A 14,794-nucleotide genomic window follows, 5' to 3' on the forward strand; every position below is an offset into this window, starting at 1 on the left:
ACGGCATGTGACGAGTCGTTCCTAACCTTTTATATAGAGAAAAACACCATGTAATTTCACATGCGTAAGGTAGGGAATGGCTCGTCACAGCTCGTCACCATGGGGTTAGTTGCCGAACTCGGATGCGATCGCGAGCCCGTAGACGTACATGCCGTGCTTGGTCTTTTTCCGCACGAATCCGGCTTGTTCGACCGCAGCGTTGAAGTCGACCATCGGGCGCGCCCATCCTGAGGTGTTTTGCGCCCACGCCCGATACGTCTGATAGAGGTCACCAGCCCTCTCCGATAAGCCATCCTCGACGTCGCATGAGTCCTCAAGGAACTGCGAGAACCAGTCGTTATCCTCCTTATATGCTTGCGAGGCTTGAACCACCTGAGGCGGGGCTTTGAGCTTGTAGCCCTCGGCGTGGATGAGGCGCGCGCCCTCCATAATCCACGTAAGGATTGCTCCGCCCGCGTTTTCGAACAGGTGGTCGGCGTAGTTCTTCACGTCCGTATCACCTTCGATGGTGGCGTTAAACGGGATGACGATGAGCCTGCGCCAGATGCCTGCGTCCATGGCTCCCACACGCGGCAGGTGATTCGTGTAGAGCACGAGGGTGTGGGAGGGGGTGAAGGCGAAGGGGTCCTTGAACTTTTTCTCTGCCGAGATCTGATCGGTCGAGGCAAGCTGTTTGACGTTCGAGGTTGATAGGCGCATACCTTCTTCGGTTTCAGCCGCGATCAAGAGACGTTTGCCTCTGGCTTCGGCGAGTTCGGGTTTGACGTTGCGGCGCACCCCGACCGTGAGCGCGTCGGCTGAGATCGTGCCCGAATACGTCCCCAACACGCGGGCGATTGTGTTCCAGAAGGTGGATTTGCCGTTTCGCCCGTCCCCGTAGGCGATGACGAGCGCTTCGACGAAAACCTGGCCGATAGCCGCCAAGCCAACAATGCGCTGCACGTAACTAATCAGCTCAGGATCTCCTTGGAAGAACACGTCGAGCGCGTCGGCCCAGATCTGTGCACCCTCATCGCTGGGGCTGACAGCGGTCTGCTTGGTCAGCAGATCGGCTGGGTTGTGCTCGTGGCTTGTGCCGTCGCGCAGATCCCAGGTGCCTGCCGGGGTGTTGAGCTGGTAGGGGTCGACGTCAAGGTCACGGATACGTACCTGCAAGATCGGCCCGGCTTCTTTCAACGTGGCCGTGATGTTGCGTGACAAACGCCTGGAGAGAACGAACTTGTGGTAGTTCTTTGCCTCATCCCACGCCCGGAACGCGGTCGCTTGCACAGGCGTGAGCTTGGCGATGCCGCGTGCTTTCGACGAGGCGGAGGCCATCACGAGATCTGCACCGGTTGCCGTCATGGTCTCCCACGTGGACGCGATCAAGCGGTCGGCTTCCTCGAGCTGGCGGGAGGTCAATTCCTGAACGACGCCTTGTGCAGATAAGTCGTTCTCATCCCACACGCCATGGTCGTAGACAAGCCACTTGGTAGCCAGTGAGTAGCGGATCTTGTTCGCGTATTCGCCAGCTAATGTGTCTGCCTGACCGACATCGGAAAAATCATCCGGACGCAAACCCGCCAACGCCTCATAAGCCTCTGGCGGCAGATAGCCTGGATCAGCAGCGACCTTCGAAGCGAACCTGCACGCGCTATTCCAAATCGTCTGTAATTCGCCCTCGTTGAGCGGTGGTTCGCAAAGGTTGGCTTTGCGATTGAAGAGGTCTCGTGCTTGGTCGGTATCGCCGTAGCGGATGAGGACCCTGCCTGCGAAGCGCGACAACGTAGCGTTGCGCGAGCCTTCACCAATCACAAGAGTGGAAGCATCAAATGCGGCGAACACGTCCTGCTCATCAGCGTTATCGAGCCACGCATCGAGCAACTGGTCGCCCTCACGCACCGTAACTTGTGGGTTAGAGGTGCCGTAGATGAAGCGTCCTGCGTCAAGAGCGTTGCGATCGAAGAAAGCAAACCGCGACGCGAGGCGGTGTTTCAATCCTGCGTATTCGTCTGCGCCTTGTACTTCTCGGATTGGGAAGTAAACGTGGAAACGCGGCCGCGCAGACAACACACCCTTCGCCTTCATGTGATTACGAGACGTGGCGGCCATGAACTCCACGCCCGCCATCACCTCGCCAAGCTTCTCAGGCGTGACCCACTCGGACTCGGTGTCGGTGTGATCGTTGTCGATATCCATCACCACGCAGTCCGAGGCTATGAAGGCTGCAGTTGAGCGGCGATCATTCGCATAGGTTGCGGCTACGTGATCGAAGCCCGCGACTGCAGACAGGGATGCCACGTCGGCGATGGTTTGCTGGTTCGGGTAGTGGTTGTTGTTCTGCACGCCGCTCACATTCGCGGCATAGAGGGTGAAGGGCGTGGTCATGGCGTGACCTCCTTGAAATCAGAATCGAAAAACTTAATCGGCAACTCGAGGTCGCGCGCCCACCCGATCTCTAAGCGCATACCAAGGCTGACGCGTCCCACGTATGCCCAGAGGGCTTCGCATTTAGCGAGCAGCACCCTGTTGAAGAACATCGCCAGCTCCCGCTGATCAGGGTCTGCGTCATCCATGAACTGCGGGAACAACAGGTGTGGGGCGAATGGGATTTTGCCCGCGCTCACTGCGAAGGAGCAGAATTGGCGGGCGAGCTCAACGTTCGCTTGCACGTCGCCTGAGTAGGGCGAGCAGATATAAATCAAGGGCCGGTAGCCGAATTGTTCGCGCTGCAGCTTTTTGAGCGCGTGGTAGCTGGTTAGGTCCAGGTAGCCTTCGGTGTTCTTCTTCGAAAACCCAATATCGAGTGTCGTGGCGGTCATGCTTGCACCTGACCTTGACGCTCGATGACAGGCAGAATGCCGAGCTGGTTCTTGAGCAGGTCGTAGATGAACAGACGCCCCTTTTGCGTCCAGTACATGTGGGTGCGGGTCTGCCCCTCGCCGTATTCGTGGGTCTTGGACTGGGTGTATCCCTGCTCGGCGTACTTCGCGTACAGGAACCACCGGTCCGACTGATGGAACTGCACGTGAGCATCACGCAGGATCCGGTTGAGTTTCTTCGCGGAAAGTCCGTAGTCCTTCGCAATCGCGGTCGTCGTCAACAACGAATCGGACTGCAACACGAGGTCGTAGTACGAGACTTTCGGTGCCGCCTCAAGTAAGGCTTGCTCTGCTGCCAGGCGCTTGGCCCGCTCAGCACGCAGCGTGGCGATGGCATGCTCGAGGAACTCATCATCAGCGAGCAGTTCGTCGTATGCGTACATGCCGTGGCGGCGAATCGTCGGCAACACCTCATCGAACACCCAGGCTTCGAACTTCTGCGCTGCCGGGAGCTTTGAGGAGATGATGAGGCGGTACAGGTTGCCCTCGGTAATGAAGCGGACCTGCTGGATTCCACCAGCGGTCTCAAGGGGGTGGTAATTTGCCACCCCCTTGCAGTGTAGCTTCACCGCGTTCGTCGGATCCTGGTAGCCGAGCGCGGTGGCGACGTCCTTGCCGCAGAAAAGGATCTGGCCATCAGTGGTGATGGTGCGAATGGTGCCGAACACGTCGTTGGTGAATGTTTGAATCTGGTTTCCCATGGCGGGGTTCCTTCCCGAGACCCCGTCGAGAAAAAATCGTGCCGGTCGACACAAGGAGTTAAGGGCCTCACCCCACTGCCGACGAGCCCGAAAGTGTTAAATCACGGGTACTCAATCGCTTCTCGTTCTGGCACGATTGGTGTTGAAGCCCCGGTGGAGCGCTATCTGTTAGAGCAATCTGGCAGGTATTCTCGCCGGGGCATAGACAAATTTCTCGAGTGCTCTGTGTGGAAGAACCATCATTCTCTTGCTACAGCGGTGCCGACACGGTGGTCTTTTAGACAACATGACCGGTTCCGCTGCCCGCCTCGGTGGGAGCGCAGGGTCGGTTCTCGTTTCTTAGCGGTCTTGGATAAGCTTTCTTCTCTGATGGTGATACTTCGCCGAGTTCTTGATTCTGTCGCTGTTTTCGCGGTATAGTGATTACCACTAGTACCGGCTCGCTTGTATCGGTTTCCGAGACAGGTCAGAGCCGGTCTTCATGTTTTTGGAAGCAGGTGGGCTGGTGGTCGATAAACCGTGGGCCAGTATCGATGAGCAGATTAATATTCTCACTCGTCGTGGCCTATTGGATGCCGGTGATTACCGCCGCGAGTTATCTACTGTCGGCTATTACCGGCTTTCGGGATACTCCTACCCGTTGCGTCAGATCGCTCCATCTGATTCGCCGCAACGGCGTTTGGACCATTTCGTTCTCGGTGCACGTATGGGGCATGTGGTAGAGCTGTACGAGTTTGATGAGCGGCTACGCTTGGCTGTGTGGCAGGCGCTATGCAAGCTGGAGGTGTGCCTGCGAGTTGACGTGGGGCACGTGCTGGGTGAGATCGATCCGTTCATTCACCTCGACCTCGAACGGATTTGGCCATCGGGGGCGATGAATCACAGAGCAGCATTCTTTACGCAGAAGCTCACCCAAACACAGTCGCGCTCTACAGAAGATTTCGTCAAGCATTACAACCAGACCCACGACGGTCGTTTGCCGGTGTGGGTGGTTACCGAGATTCTTGAGTTCGGACAACTCGTGACCCTGTTTTCGTTGGCTCCCTTCGAACAGCGTCGTCGCATTGCTGACAAGTACTTGGCACGTGCCGACGAGTTGGAATCGTGGATGCGCACTGCGAATTACATTCGTAACATATGCGCTCACCACGCCAGACTATGGAATAGGCAACTCGTTATCCGTCCACTGGTCAAACACCGCCGCAACGACCAAACGCTATCGGCCGTGACACATTCTTCAGGACGTATGTACACCGCGCTGGTGATCACCGCATTCCTCTTGCGACGAGGAAATTTCACCGCTGAAATACAGGCCATCAGCGACGTCCTAGACAGTTTCCCCACCGAAATTCCTGGCGTCGATCTAACGCACATAGGTGCCAGCCCCAGCTGGAAACAAGATCCCATCTGGACAATCAACAGCTAATCCTTACGGTAATAGGCGCACTCATACCCATCCGCGTCCAACGGCAAACCTTCGGCCCAGGCTGGGAGCGTCGACATAAGAGCACATGCATCAGTCACGGTGAAGCCGGAATTTTCGGGTTCGTCGATGACGATTTCGTCGTGAACATGCATCACAATCTGGTGCCCCGCCTTGGCGACTGCGTGCATGCCAGTGACGAGAAGGTCGCGAGCGATCGCCTGGACGATGTTCTCGACGAGTTTTCCACCGTAGGTTTCTAACTGTCCCCAGCGTCTGGCTGTGGTGGTTCCGGTGTAGGTGACGCTGGTGCCGCCCCAACGGTTCTCACCCAGACGCGGCTGCACATAGGCAAGCCGTCTACCAGAGGGCAGTTCGATGAAGAAAATCCCAGACTCAACGCTAAAGCGCAGGTTGCGTAGCCGGATCGGCTGGCGCGACGAGATCGCAGCGATGGCTGCTTCTTCGACGTCCGCCCAGAGCCCAACGATGTGCGGGTTAGCTTGCCGCCATGCGTCCACGATCGGTTTGAGTTCGTGCTCAGCGAGTCCCATATTGAGGGCTCCCATAGCTTTGAGAGCACCGACCGAGCCGCCATAACCACAGGCGAGCACCGCAATCTTCCCCTTCTGACGAAGCTCACCATTAACGCCGTGCTTTTCGACTGGGACGCCGAACATGCGCGACGCGGTCTCGCAGTAGAGGTCTTTCCCCTCACGAAACGCTTCAAGAGTCGAGGTTTCTCCTGCGAGCCATGCGATAACGCGCGCCTCGATTGCAGAAAAGTCCGCGACAATAAACCTGTGGCCGGTACTAGGGATGAAGGCGGTCCGGATGAGTTGGCTGAGCGTGTCGGGCACGGACTCGTAGAGCAGCTCAAGTGCGTCCAGGTTGCCCGTTCTGACGAGCGTGCGCGCTTGGTCGAGATCAGGCAGGTAATTCCTTGGCAGGTTTTGGACTTGGACGAGGCGTCCGGCGAAGCGCCCGGTACGTCCTGCTCCGTAGAACTGGATGAGCCCACGAGCCCGGCCGTCACTGCCTGCGACGTTTTGCATCGCCTGGTATTTCTTCACCGAAGATTTAGCCAGATCGCCGCGAAGTTCGAGGACTTCCTTCACCGCGCCAGTCGCGGTATCGAGGGCGGAATCGACCTCGGCTTTCGCTAGCGATTCGAGTTCGCAACCTCTGGTGGCAAGCCATTGTTTGAGCTGGATCGGCGAGTTAGGATTGTCCAACCCCGTGAGCTTCTGCGCCCGAGCAAGCGACGCGTTGCGGTGGTGCTCGTCCACGGCAACGGCATTATCGACGAGCGTGTGGTCGAGAAGAATCCCGGCATCATTAATGCGTTGGTCAAGAGCGTAGGTGTCCCATTCGGACTCTGGCATCGGAAAACAAGCCAGTCTGTCGTGGATGGCTTGTTCGACTTCGACGTCACGACGGTTGTAGTCAATGAAATGTGCCCATCCGGTCGGATCAGCCGATGGTGGATTCCTGTGTTTGCCGCCATTCAAGACCGAGGGCGTGGCGGGTGTACAAAACTGCTTGATCAGCTTGCGTCCGGCGCTGTCTTTCTGCACGTCAAGCTTCAAAACCGCGGCTATCGCGTCGAGGCTCATCGGCAACCCCAAATAGGCGCTCCACACCATAGTGCAGCGCCACTGCCTTGGGTCAAGAAACCCATCACCGAGAAGCTCGGAATGATGGCGGTGTAGCCATGCTGAGAGGCAGACTCGTTCGAAGGCGGCGTTATGCGCCCACTTGACCACATCCGGATCCACCAGTGCCGCCAGCACCTCGTCGGGCATTGATTGTCCGTTGGCGAGATCCACTATTTCGACCGGGCCGCCGTCGACCGAATAGCTGAAGAGCAACAGGTCGAAGTCTGGGTGCTCGCAATACGGGTAAACACCCGCCTTGGCGAGCTGAACAGGACTGAAAGTCTCGATATCGCAGAAGAGTGTTCGCATGACGGGGTTCCTTTCACATCAGAGGAAAAGTGGAGGGAACCAACAAGATGTGCTGATTCCCTCCACGTGTGGGGATGGTTAGTTCAGGAAGTCGTCATCAGCCGCGAAGGAACCGAAGTCGGTCTCAGCGGAAACTCGTCCACCGCCAAGGGTTTCTCCGTCACGGGTCTTTTGAATGTTCCCAAGCCTGCAGGCGATGCCACGGTTCCCGTTCGTGTTGAACGCATAGAAACTCAAGGAAACGCGGGCGTAGCAGCCAGAATAAACCTCGGCACGACCAAGAATCGGAGCCACGTTCATATCAACAATCTGTGGAGCAGTCAGAGAATTGGCATTCAAGAAGTAGGCGCCCTTGTAGGCTTCGTCGTCACGCTCAATATCTCCATCGCGCAGCGGGAGCTTGAGGGCTGCCTTGTTGGGTCGCTTGCCACCAAACTTCCCGATACCTGCTTCGATGGCTGCTTCCACGGCCTTCTCGATCGCGGTGATAGTGGCGGTGTCGGACTTGGGGATAATCAGGGAGACGGAGTACTTCGGTTTGCCTCCTTGGATGGAGTTCGGCTCCCAAATATGGGCGTAGCTGAGTCGTACTTCGCCGGTAACAATGCGAGTTGGGTTAGTAGCGGTTGTCATGTTTCTTTCTTCTTTCTTCTAGTTGTCGTTACTGAAATCGGTGGCCGCACTCACCAGGTCGAGCGCTGGCCGTTTATCGGACGCAGGAACCAACGTGGGTTTGCCTGCAGGTTTGGTGACGTACTCGCTGAGGATCTCGTTGAAGGCGGGTTTACCCATCAGCTTTTCCATGGCTGTGAGGGTGATGAGCTTGCGATCCCAGATGTCCCTATAGCCAGCAGCCTCAGCAGCCTTCGCAACATCGGTTTCGGAGGTGTATTTGCGTACCGACCGTCCGGCGACGAGCTTGAACCCCTCAAAGACCACCCCTTGATTGACGGCCTTGGACAGCGCGTAGGCTTCGACGTCCGACGCCCAGGTTTTGAGCTGCGGAATCCGTGTGAGCACGTCAGCAATCTCTACGTCCGTTAGTTCTGCTGGTGGGGCGAATTCGAGCTTGGCAAGTTGAAGATTGGCTTCGGCTCGTGCCCGACACGTGGGTGTGATCTTGCAGAACTGGCACCACGACCCTGGACAAAACTCGCCCTCGCCAGCCGCTGCCAGCTCAGCCTTCGGTTTCACGTCCGTTTCAGCCCAGTGTTCGAGCTCGGCGACGGAGGTTTCCCAGGTGTCGACGTTGCCCCGGCGAGGCTGGTAGATCGTGACCGCCACCGTCTCGATGTCATACAGGCTCCCGAACGCATGGAGCGCTCCGAGGGCGTAAAGCATGAGTTGCGGGTTCTGCTCGGCTTCAACCAACACGCCTTGCCCGTACTTCAGATCAATGATCTGGAGTGTGGGTTCAGCGATGATAACGGCGTCGCCGGTACCGAAACCGCCCGGCACGATGTGGGAGAAGTCGAGACGCTGCTCGATCAGCACCTGCGGATCACCACAGGTTTCCCGCGCGATTGAGATGTGTTCCTGGACAAAGGCGACGTAGTCGTCGGTCAGGTGTTCCATCTCGGTATCGATCCAGTCGGATTCCGGTTTGAAGGCTGGTGCCTGGTGGAGGGCGCGCCGCAGTTTCCACTCTGCGAGGGCGTGTGCTGCGGTGCCCTGTTCGGCAGCCGCCGACGAGGTATCCGGCTCGCGTGACTCCAGGACTGCGCTGGGTGGGCAGTTCAGCCAACGGTGCGCACCCGACGCCGAGAGCAGCGAGTGCTGGTCAGGCATCGGACAGCTCCTTCGCCTTGTCGAGCAGCCACGAGTATTTGGCCGGGTCGACCACCGACAACTTGTCTGCGCCGGTGGCGACGATCAGCTCACGTATCTGCTCGGTCAAGCCTTGGCTGGAGAGCCCGGCGAGCACCCCACGCACCTGCGCCAGCGACACCGGATCCGGCTCAGGTGCGGGTTCGGGTGACTGCTGGTGGGTGGCCTCGTACTCGGCGGCTGCTTGCTCAAGGTCGGGTTGGGCGAGCCCGGCGGCGGCGATCGGACGCGCACCAGGCATCTCGGCATGATCCTCAAATGAGCCCCACGCGGTCTCCTCGATCGCGGCCGCGAGCATGGTCACGCCTTCGGCGATCCGGTTGAGTGCCGCGATGTGCTTGTTCGCGTCGGTGACATTCACGCCGCATCACCGCCCTTGTGGGTGACGCCGACCGCGTCGGCCAGCGCCATCAGATCGTCGTCGGTTTCGGCGATGTCGATCTGTTTGACCGAGTTGCCGGGCACGACGATGGTGACGCGCTGCTTGCGGCCCAGGAGCTTGCGCATGATGCGTTCGCGCAGGGTGACTGTGCGGGTGCCGACGATCCCCGGATCATCGGGGATGTGCTTGGCGATATGGAGCTTGAGCCGATGCTGGGTCATCTCCTTCACCTGCCTTCCTTACTGGTGGGAGTGGCCCGGGTGGCTGCTCCCTTCACCCCACTGCCGACACCATCGGAAGTGTTAAATCGCGTCGCCTCCACCGCTGCGCGAAGGACCGCAGCTGCTTCCTTGAACAGTTGTGAGACCCGGGCTCGCGACAGGCCCAGGGCGCGGGCAACGTCAGACTGCTTCATGTCCGCGTCGGCGAGCATCAGCTCCATCACTTGTTTGTGCTTGCCCTCCAGGCCAGCGATCGCCTCCCGCAGCGCTTGGAATTCGCGGGCCTTCCGAGTGGTGTCTTCAGCGGCGATCAGTTGGTCTTCGGGCGACGCGGTGATATCCTCGACAACCGCAGATGGATCGTCGGACTTGTCAACAACGAATTCCGGTTCACGGTCGATCTCCATGAACCAGTCGAGCGACCACGGCGCGTTTTTCGGCACCCGGCAGCCACGGCGCGGACCGCACCCGGCACCGCAGCTGCACTTGCGAGCGCCGGGGCCACGATCACCCCGATAGGCCTCGTGGAAGACGGCCTCTTCCTGCCGAGCCAGTTCATCGAGAATCTGCTGCGGATACCTCGGCTTGATCTCATCGACCGGACGGCCTGCCTGTTCGGCGCGTTCACGCCGGTCGGTTTCCACCATCACGGCAAACTCACCAGAGTCGATCTCGTAGACGTCGGTGACGGATTCATGCTTGTTGTTGTCGGCTTCGTGCCTAAAGCGGATTGTGAGCGCAGCGTTGTTGTTCTGCGTTTCCTGCGCGTCCGTACGCTTGGACATTGGGGATCTCCTGTCGGATTGGGATCCGCAGGAGTCCGCAACGCCGCAGAAACGGCAAGACGGGCAGGTTCACGCGCCTCAAAGTCGAGGTGATGCGTGATCCTTGCCCGTCTAGCGGTTCTGCGGATCGAACTGTTTATGTCGGTATTCAGTTGTGTTTCAGTGGGTTATCGATAGTGCGGTTCAGGTAGGGGCCGTCGTTCGTGACATTGATGAAAGCCCCCGCAGTCGTCGAACCAGAGCCGGGAGAGGCATCCCTTATGGACGATCTCGATCTGCCTACGCTCTAGGTCGACACGGCAAATCGTTTTGCCTCCCGCGTTCTTTACTGTTTCCATAACACCTCCCATTCACTAGTTAGCTAAGTTGCTTACAAAATGGGTAAAAAAGAGAACCCGACTCGTAGCGAATGAATTACGCGGCGAGCTTCAGGTTCTTGATGCGGATTGCGGCAGCCTGCTTAGAAACCTCGAAAGTCCTAGCGAGTTCCCGGACAACACGGCGCTTGCGTCGCTCATCCAATGATCGCCAGCCTTCGGGGGCAAGCTCGGTGAATGCCTGCGAGAACGGGTCGCGGGGCATGAGCAGCGCAGCCCCGAGGTAGTTGGCTTGGAACTCGGCGCGGTCTACCTTGTTGTCGGCGCGAACGCCCTCCGAGGTAGTAGTGAACGGGCGATACCCTGTTCCTCCCTTGCACTTCATCCGAGGGTCTCGGTAGTAGATATGCCGATGCAGGAGGAGGTGAGCGCACTCATGGGCAATCGTGAAACGCAGTCGACTGTCCGGGGAGTCACGCAAGGCATCGTCGTCGATAACGATTGTTCGTTCTGGAAAAACGATGTCAACCCTTGCGCCGGTAGACTCGAAGACAGGGATGGACAGCTCCTGGAAGATCGACATTCCAAGCACGCTGCCGTCCGACGAAAGCCGCTGATAGTCCAGTGCCGCTCCCAGGTGAAACTCGGCGAAGCTGTCGACGTCGAGCGGGATAGGCGCCACCAGTTGAGCGCCACCGGCGAATTTCTCGAGCTCCTTCTCTGCGCGAGCCTCGAGTCGCTCCTTACTGAGGTATTTGGGGTCAAGGCTCACTGGTCAGCTTCCCCGCCTTCAATGATGTCGATGATGTCCCGCCACTGCTGGTCACTCAGGTCATGTTCTTTCGCCCGGCGAAGAGCGACGCGAGCCATGTCGGTTTGCATAATGTAGCCCGACAGGTCGGTAGACACCTGGTTCTCGCGAGTCAATGCTGCCAGGTCATACATCCGCTCCCTCTCGGAGCGGGAGAGTCGCAATGTCTCGGCGATGTCCCCCAGCTTGCCGTCCGGGGCAGCGCGGCGCCCTTTCTCGATGTCACTCAGGTATGGAGCGGTCACACCGATGGCGTCCGCGAATTTGCGCATGGTTAAGCCCTGCGTCTTCCTATGTGCTTCCAGGAAGGCACCGAAGCTCTCTGATTTGGTCATTGGAACAGCCTCCTCACGTCTGTTAGCAACTAAGCTAACACGTGAAGTTAACTGGTGCAAGTCTACGGATCAGGAGCCGTCTCGCTGGCTGTCCTCGTGCCGGGGTCGGTTGAGACGGTCGTGGATGAGCGGGAGCAGGATCGCGTCCACGTCGGCGCGGAAGGCTTTGTCCGACAGGTACTTCATGGAGAAGTCGTGATTCTGGGTCATCCGCGCCAGCATGACGTCGGGCATCTTCTCGTCGTAGATGATCTTGAACAGGTCGAGCGGATTATGGGCTCGCAGCTGGATCTCGTTGTCTTGGGCGAGGTCGTCGGCGACCTGTTCGAGCACTTTGTCCATGTTGGTGAACTCGGTGCCCCATCGTTCGTTGAGGGAGTCGAGGATCTTGGAGAGTCGCTCGCGGTCGTCTTCGGTGGGCATGCCCAGCTTGGGCGAGTTGTTCAACTCACCCACCTGGTCTTGTAGGTCGATGGAACCCTCGTAGACCGACTGGAGCCGGTAGTACTGCAAGGTGACCTCATCATCCAGGTGTGGGGCAGGGTCGCCGTCGATGTGGAGCTTGCGGGTCAGCAGCTTCGCGTATGCGGCGAACTTATGCAGCTGCTCGTCGTCGAAGCGGATGATGTGGGTCAAGAACTCGTAGTTGCGGTTGAACTTGTTGAACGCCGAGCGCACCTCGAGCTTTTCCTCATCGTCAAGCGCGTCGAAGCGGCCGACCGCAGGGTCGAGGTAGGCGTTGAGCCTGCCGAAGTCGAGGTTGGTCTGCTGCTTTTGCTCTCTGAAGAACACGGTCGCGAATCCGTCGATCTCTTCGTCTCGCCACAGCTGGTAGGAGGCGATCAGGTGGTAGAGGTCGTAGACGATGTTCGGGTCGGTTTCCTCGCTGATCGAGGTCGACACGTAATAGTCTTGGAACGCCGCCTGAATGTCGTCAGCGCTGTTGACGAAGTCCAACACGAACGTATCTGATTTGCCCGGGCACATCCGGTTGATCCGCGACAGGGTCTGCACGGCCTTGACCCCGTGGAGCTTCTTGTCCACATACATGGTCTGTAGCAGGGGCTGGTCGAATCCGGTCTGGTATTTCTCGGCCACCAACAGGATCTGGTACTCACCGGTGTCGAACCGATCGGGCAGCTCGGCTTCGGGGAAGCCGTTGAGTTGCTCCTCGGTGTAGTCCTGCCCATCGTCTTCGACGGTGCCGGAGAACGCCACCAGCACACCCAGGTCGGTGTAGCCCTTGGCTTTGATGTAGTTGGCGAACGCGAAGTAGTAGCGCACAGCGTGCAACCGGGAGCCGGTCACCAGCATTGCCTTGGCTTTGCCGCCGATCTTGTGCGCCACGTTGCTGCGGAAGTGCTCGATGATGATCTCGGCTTTTTGCCGCAGATTGTGCGGATGCAGGGCTAAGTATTTGCCCAGCGCCTTGTTGGCCTGCTTCTTGGCGTACTCCGGATCCTCAGCGGTGGCCTTACCAACCTTGTAGTACGTCTGGTAGGTGGTGTAATTTGCCAGCACGTCGAGGATGAATCCTTCCTCGATCGCCTGCTTCATCGAATACACATGGAACGGGCGCGGCGTGCCACCAGGAGTCGGGGTGCCGAAGATTTCGAGGGTCTTCTGCTTCGGGGTGGCCGTGAACGCGAAGAACGATAGGTTCGCCTGCCGTCCATGGGTCGCCATATCCGCCGCGATCTGTTCGTCAACCTCGAGCTCCTCGGCCTCTACCTGAGCCTCAGCTCGAGCGTAACGATCCAGCAGCTCTGCCTCGGACTCCTGACCCGCTTGGACAGTGTCAGCCAGCACCTGCTTGAGCCGCTCAGACGCCTGCCCGGTCTGCGACGAGTGTGCCTCATCCACAATCACCGCGAACCGCTTCCCAGCCGTCGCGATGTTGGACACGTCAACGAACGGGAACTTCTGCAACGTCGAAATGATGATCCGAGCACCCCGACCCAGCGCATCAGTGAGCTGGCGGGCGTTCTTATCAACCTTTACGACGACGCCTGCTGTGTGATCCATCGAAAACACCGTGTCTTGGAGCTGCTTATCCAACACGCGCCGGTCGGTGATCACGATGATCGAATCGAACACCACCCGCTGCTGGTCGTCGTGCAGATTCGATAAGTGGTGAGCGAGCCACGCGATCGTGTTCGACTTGCCCGAGCCCGCCGAATGCTGCACCAAATAGTTGTGCCCAGCACCGTTCGCCTTCGCGTCCGCGATGAGTTTGCGGACCGCATCGAGCTGGTGGAAGCGCGGGAAGATCACCTTGTCTTTCGACTTCGCCGGACGCCCCTCAGGGGTCTTGCCGGGCACGAACTGCACGAACCGGTGCAGAATGTCGAGCAACGAGTCTTTCGCAAGCACCTGCTCCCACAAGTAGGACGTCTTGAACTTGCCCTCCACCGGCGGATTACCAGCACCGTTGCTGAAACCACGGTTGAACGGCAGGAACACCGTATCTTGGCCGGCAAGTTTCGTAGTCATCCACACCTCATCGGTGTCAACCGCAAAGTGTACCACCGCGCGTTTACCCAGGGCGAAGAGCTTTTCCGACGGGGAACGGTCCATCTTGTACTGTCGGATCGCATCACGATAGGTCTGCCCAGTCAGCTGATTTTTCAACTCGAGTGTCACCACTGGGATGCCGTTCACCAACAGCACCGTGTCAACCGAGTTCTCGTTACGCGTTGAATACCGTAGCTGGCGCACGATGCTCATCTCGTTCGCCCAGTACTTTTCAGCAAGAACCTCATTCAAGTCGGTGCCGGGAGCGAAGTACACCAGCTTGAACCGAGCACCCACATCCTCAATGCCACGGCGCAGCACGTCGATCACACCACGCTGATCAAGCTGCGCAGCGACACGCTTCAGAAACTTCTGCTCCGCGTTACCCCGGTAAGTGCGTTCCAGTTTGGCCCATTGATCCGGTTGCGTTGTTTTCACGAACTCAATCAAGTCAGCTGGATACAGGCACAGCTCGCGATCAAAACCCTGCGGGTCACGCGTCTCAAACCGGTCAAAATCCGATCCCTGGGTAGTCAGCCAGTATTCGATCTCGGACTCAAACCTGCGCTCCGACGTATCCATCATGCCTCCTCACTAACGCGGACCTTGCCCGTCACCACATCGTTAATAACCTGCTTGCGATACCGCCT

General features: G+C 58.4%; 13 protein-coding genes. 1 reads left to right on the forward strand and 12 read right to left on the reverse strand.

Annotated elements, in window-relative coordinates:
- Positions 1-105: 105 nt before the first annotated feature.
- From HMPREF0576_RS04245 to HMPREF0576_RS04255, 3 genes are read right to left on the reverse strand one after another with little or no spacing between them, the layout of a single operon-like run.
- On the reverse strand, positions 106-2,367 hold the full coding sequence (locus HMPREF0576_RS04245; protein WP_004010828.1) for a phage/plasmid primase, P4 family: 2,262 nt from the start codon (positions 2,365-2,367) through the stop codon (positions 106-108).
- Positions 2,364-2,801 carry a DUF7768 domain-containing protein gene (locus HMPREF0576_RS04250; protein ID WP_004010829.1) on the reverse strand — a complete coding sequence of 146 codons (438 nt, stop codon included), beginning with the start codon at positions 2,799-2,801 and terminating at the stop codon, positions 2,364-2,366. Before HMPREF0576_RS04250 ends, HMPREF0576_RS04245 begins: the two co-directional genes overlap by 4 nt.
- Positions 2,798-3,562 carry a phage antirepressor gene (locus HMPREF0576_RS04255; protein ID WP_004010830.1) on the reverse strand — a complete coding sequence of 255 codons (765 nt, stop codon included), beginning with the start codon at positions 3,560-3,562 and terminating at the stop codon, positions 2,798-2,800. Before HMPREF0576_RS04255 ends, HMPREF0576_RS04250 begins: the two co-directional genes overlap by 4 nt.
- Before the next feature lie 481 nt (positions 3,563-4,043).
- Here HMPREF0576_RS04255 and HMPREF0576_RS04260 point away from each other — a divergent pair, with 481 nt between their 5' ends.
- A complete protein-coding gene (locus tag HMPREF0576_RS04260; RefSeq protein ID WP_036324253.1) occupies positions 4,044-4,988 on the forward strand; it encodes an Abi family protein in 945 nt (314 codons plus the stop codon).
- Here HMPREF0576_RS04260 and HMPREF0576_RS04265 read toward each other — a convergent pair.
- The 9 genes from HMPREF0576_RS04265 to HMPREF0576_RS04305 form a co-directional block, all read right to left on the reverse strand.
- On the reverse strand, positions 4,985-6,952 hold the full coding sequence (locus tag HMPREF0576_RS04265) for a DNA polymerase (protein ID WP_004010832.1): 1,968 nt from the start codon (positions 6,950-6,952) through the stop codon (positions 4,985-4,987). The two genes, HMPREF0576_RS04260 and HMPREF0576_RS04265, sit on opposite strands and share 4 nt — an antisense overlap.
- Positions 6,953-7,030: 78 nt before the next feature.
- A complete protein-coding gene (locus HMPREF0576_RS04270; protein WP_004010833.1) occupies positions 7,031-7,585 on the reverse strand; it encodes a DUF2815 family protein in 555 nt (184 codons plus the stop codon).
- An 18-nt stretch (positions 7,586-7,603) separates the two neighbouring features.
- Positions 7,604-8,740 (reverse strand): DUF2800 domain-containing protein, encoded by a 1,137-nt coding sequence (locus tag HMPREF0576_RS04275; protein WP_004010834.1) that lies wholly within the window; start codon positions 8,738-8,740, stop codon positions 7,604-7,606.
- Positions 8,733-9,140, reverse strand: a complete 408-nt coding sequence (locus HMPREF0576_RS04280; RefSeq protein ID WP_004010835.1) for a hypothetical protein — start codon at positions 9,138-9,140, stop codon at positions 8,733-8,735. Before HMPREF0576_RS04280 ends, HMPREF0576_RS04275 begins: the two co-directional genes overlap by 8 nt.
- On the reverse strand, positions 9,137-9,382 hold the full coding sequence (locus HMPREF0576_RS04285) for a hypothetical protein (protein ID WP_036324516.1): 246 nt from the start codon (positions 9,380-9,382) through the stop codon (positions 9,137-9,139). Before HMPREF0576_RS04285 ends, HMPREF0576_RS04280 begins: the two co-directional genes overlap by 4 nt.
- Positions 9,383-9,387: 5 nt before the next feature.
- The gene (locus HMPREF0576_RS04290; protein ID WP_004010837.1) at positions 9,388-10,167 is read right to left on the reverse strand and encodes a sigma factor-like helix-turn-helix DNA-binding protein; all 780 of its coding nucleotides are present in this window, start codon (positions 10,165-10,167) and stop codon (positions 9,388-9,390) included.
- 414 nt (positions 10,168-10,581) lie between these two features.
- Positions 10,582-11,256: an ImmA/IrrE family metallo-endopeptidase gene (locus HMPREF0576_RS04295; protein WP_004010838.1), complete on the reverse strand. Its 675-nt coding sequence runs from the start codon at positions 11,254-11,256 to the stop codon at positions 10,582-10,584.
- On the reverse strand, positions 11,253-11,630 hold the full coding sequence (locus HMPREF0576_RS04300; protein WP_004010839.1) for a helix-turn-helix domain-containing protein: 378 nt from the start codon (positions 11,628-11,630) through the stop codon (positions 11,253-11,255). Before HMPREF0576_RS04300 ends, HMPREF0576_RS04295 begins: the two co-directional genes overlap by 4 nt.
- Before the next feature lie 69 nt (positions 11,631-11,699).
- On the reverse strand, positions 11,700-14,729 hold the full coding sequence (locus HMPREF0576_RS04305) for a type I restriction endonuclease subunit R (protein ID WP_004010840.1): 3,030 nt from the start codon (positions 14,727-14,729) through the stop codon (positions 11,700-11,702).
- Positions 14,730-14,794: the final 65 nt, after the last annotated feature.

The organism is Mobiluncus holmesii ATCC 35242 (assembly GCF_000185445.1).
In the GTDB taxonomy this organism is placed as follows: Bacteria; Actinomycetota; Actinomycetes; order Actinomycetales; family Actinomycetaceae; genus Mobiluncus; species Mobiluncus curtisii.

Coding starts and splice junctions, on each gene's coding strand:
- HMPREF0576_RS04260 (WP_036324253.1), top strand. CDS start 4,044: ATGTTTTTGGAAGCAGGTGGGCTGGTGGTCGATAAACCGTGGGCCAGT.
- HMPREF0576_RS04245 (WP_004010828.1), bottom strand. CDS start 2,367: ATGACCACGCCCTTCACCCTCTATGCCGCGAATGTGAGCGGCGTGCAG.
- HMPREF0576_RS04285 (WP_036324516.1), bottom strand. CDS start 9,382: ATGACCCAGCATCGGCTCAAGCTCCATATCGCCAAGCACATCCCCGAT.
- HMPREF0576_RS04250 (WP_004010829.1), bottom strand. CDS start 2,801: ATGACCGCCACGACACTCGATATTGGGTTTTCGAAGAAGAACACCGAA.
- HMPREF0576_RS04275 (WP_004010834.1), bottom strand. CDS start 8,740: ATGCCTGACCAGCACTCGCTGCTCTCGGCGTCGGGTGCGCACCGTTGG.
- HMPREF0576_RS04270 (WP_004010833.1), bottom strand. CDS start 7,585: ATGACAACCGCTACTAACCCAACTCGCATTGTTACCGGCGAAGTACGA.
- HMPREF0576_RS04305 (WP_004010840.1), bottom strand. CDS start 14,729: ATGATGGATACGTCGGAGCGCAGGTTTGAGTCCGAGATCGAATACTGG.
- HMPREF0576_RS04300 (WP_004010839.1), bottom strand. CDS start 11,630: ATGACCAAATCAGAGAGCTTCGGTGCCTTCCTGGAAGCACATAGGAAG.
- HMPREF0576_RS04255 (WP_004010830.1), bottom strand. CDS start 3,562: ATGGGAAACCAGATTCAAACATTCACCAACGACGTGTTCGGCACCATT.
- HMPREF0576_RS04290 (WP_004010837.1), bottom strand. CDS start 10,167: ATGTCCAAGCGTACGGACGCGCAGGAAACGCAGAACAACAACGCTGCG.
- HMPREF0576_RS04265 (WP_004010832.1), bottom strand. CDS start 6,952: ATGCGAACACTCTTCTGCGATATCGAGACTTTCAGTCCTGTTCAGCTC.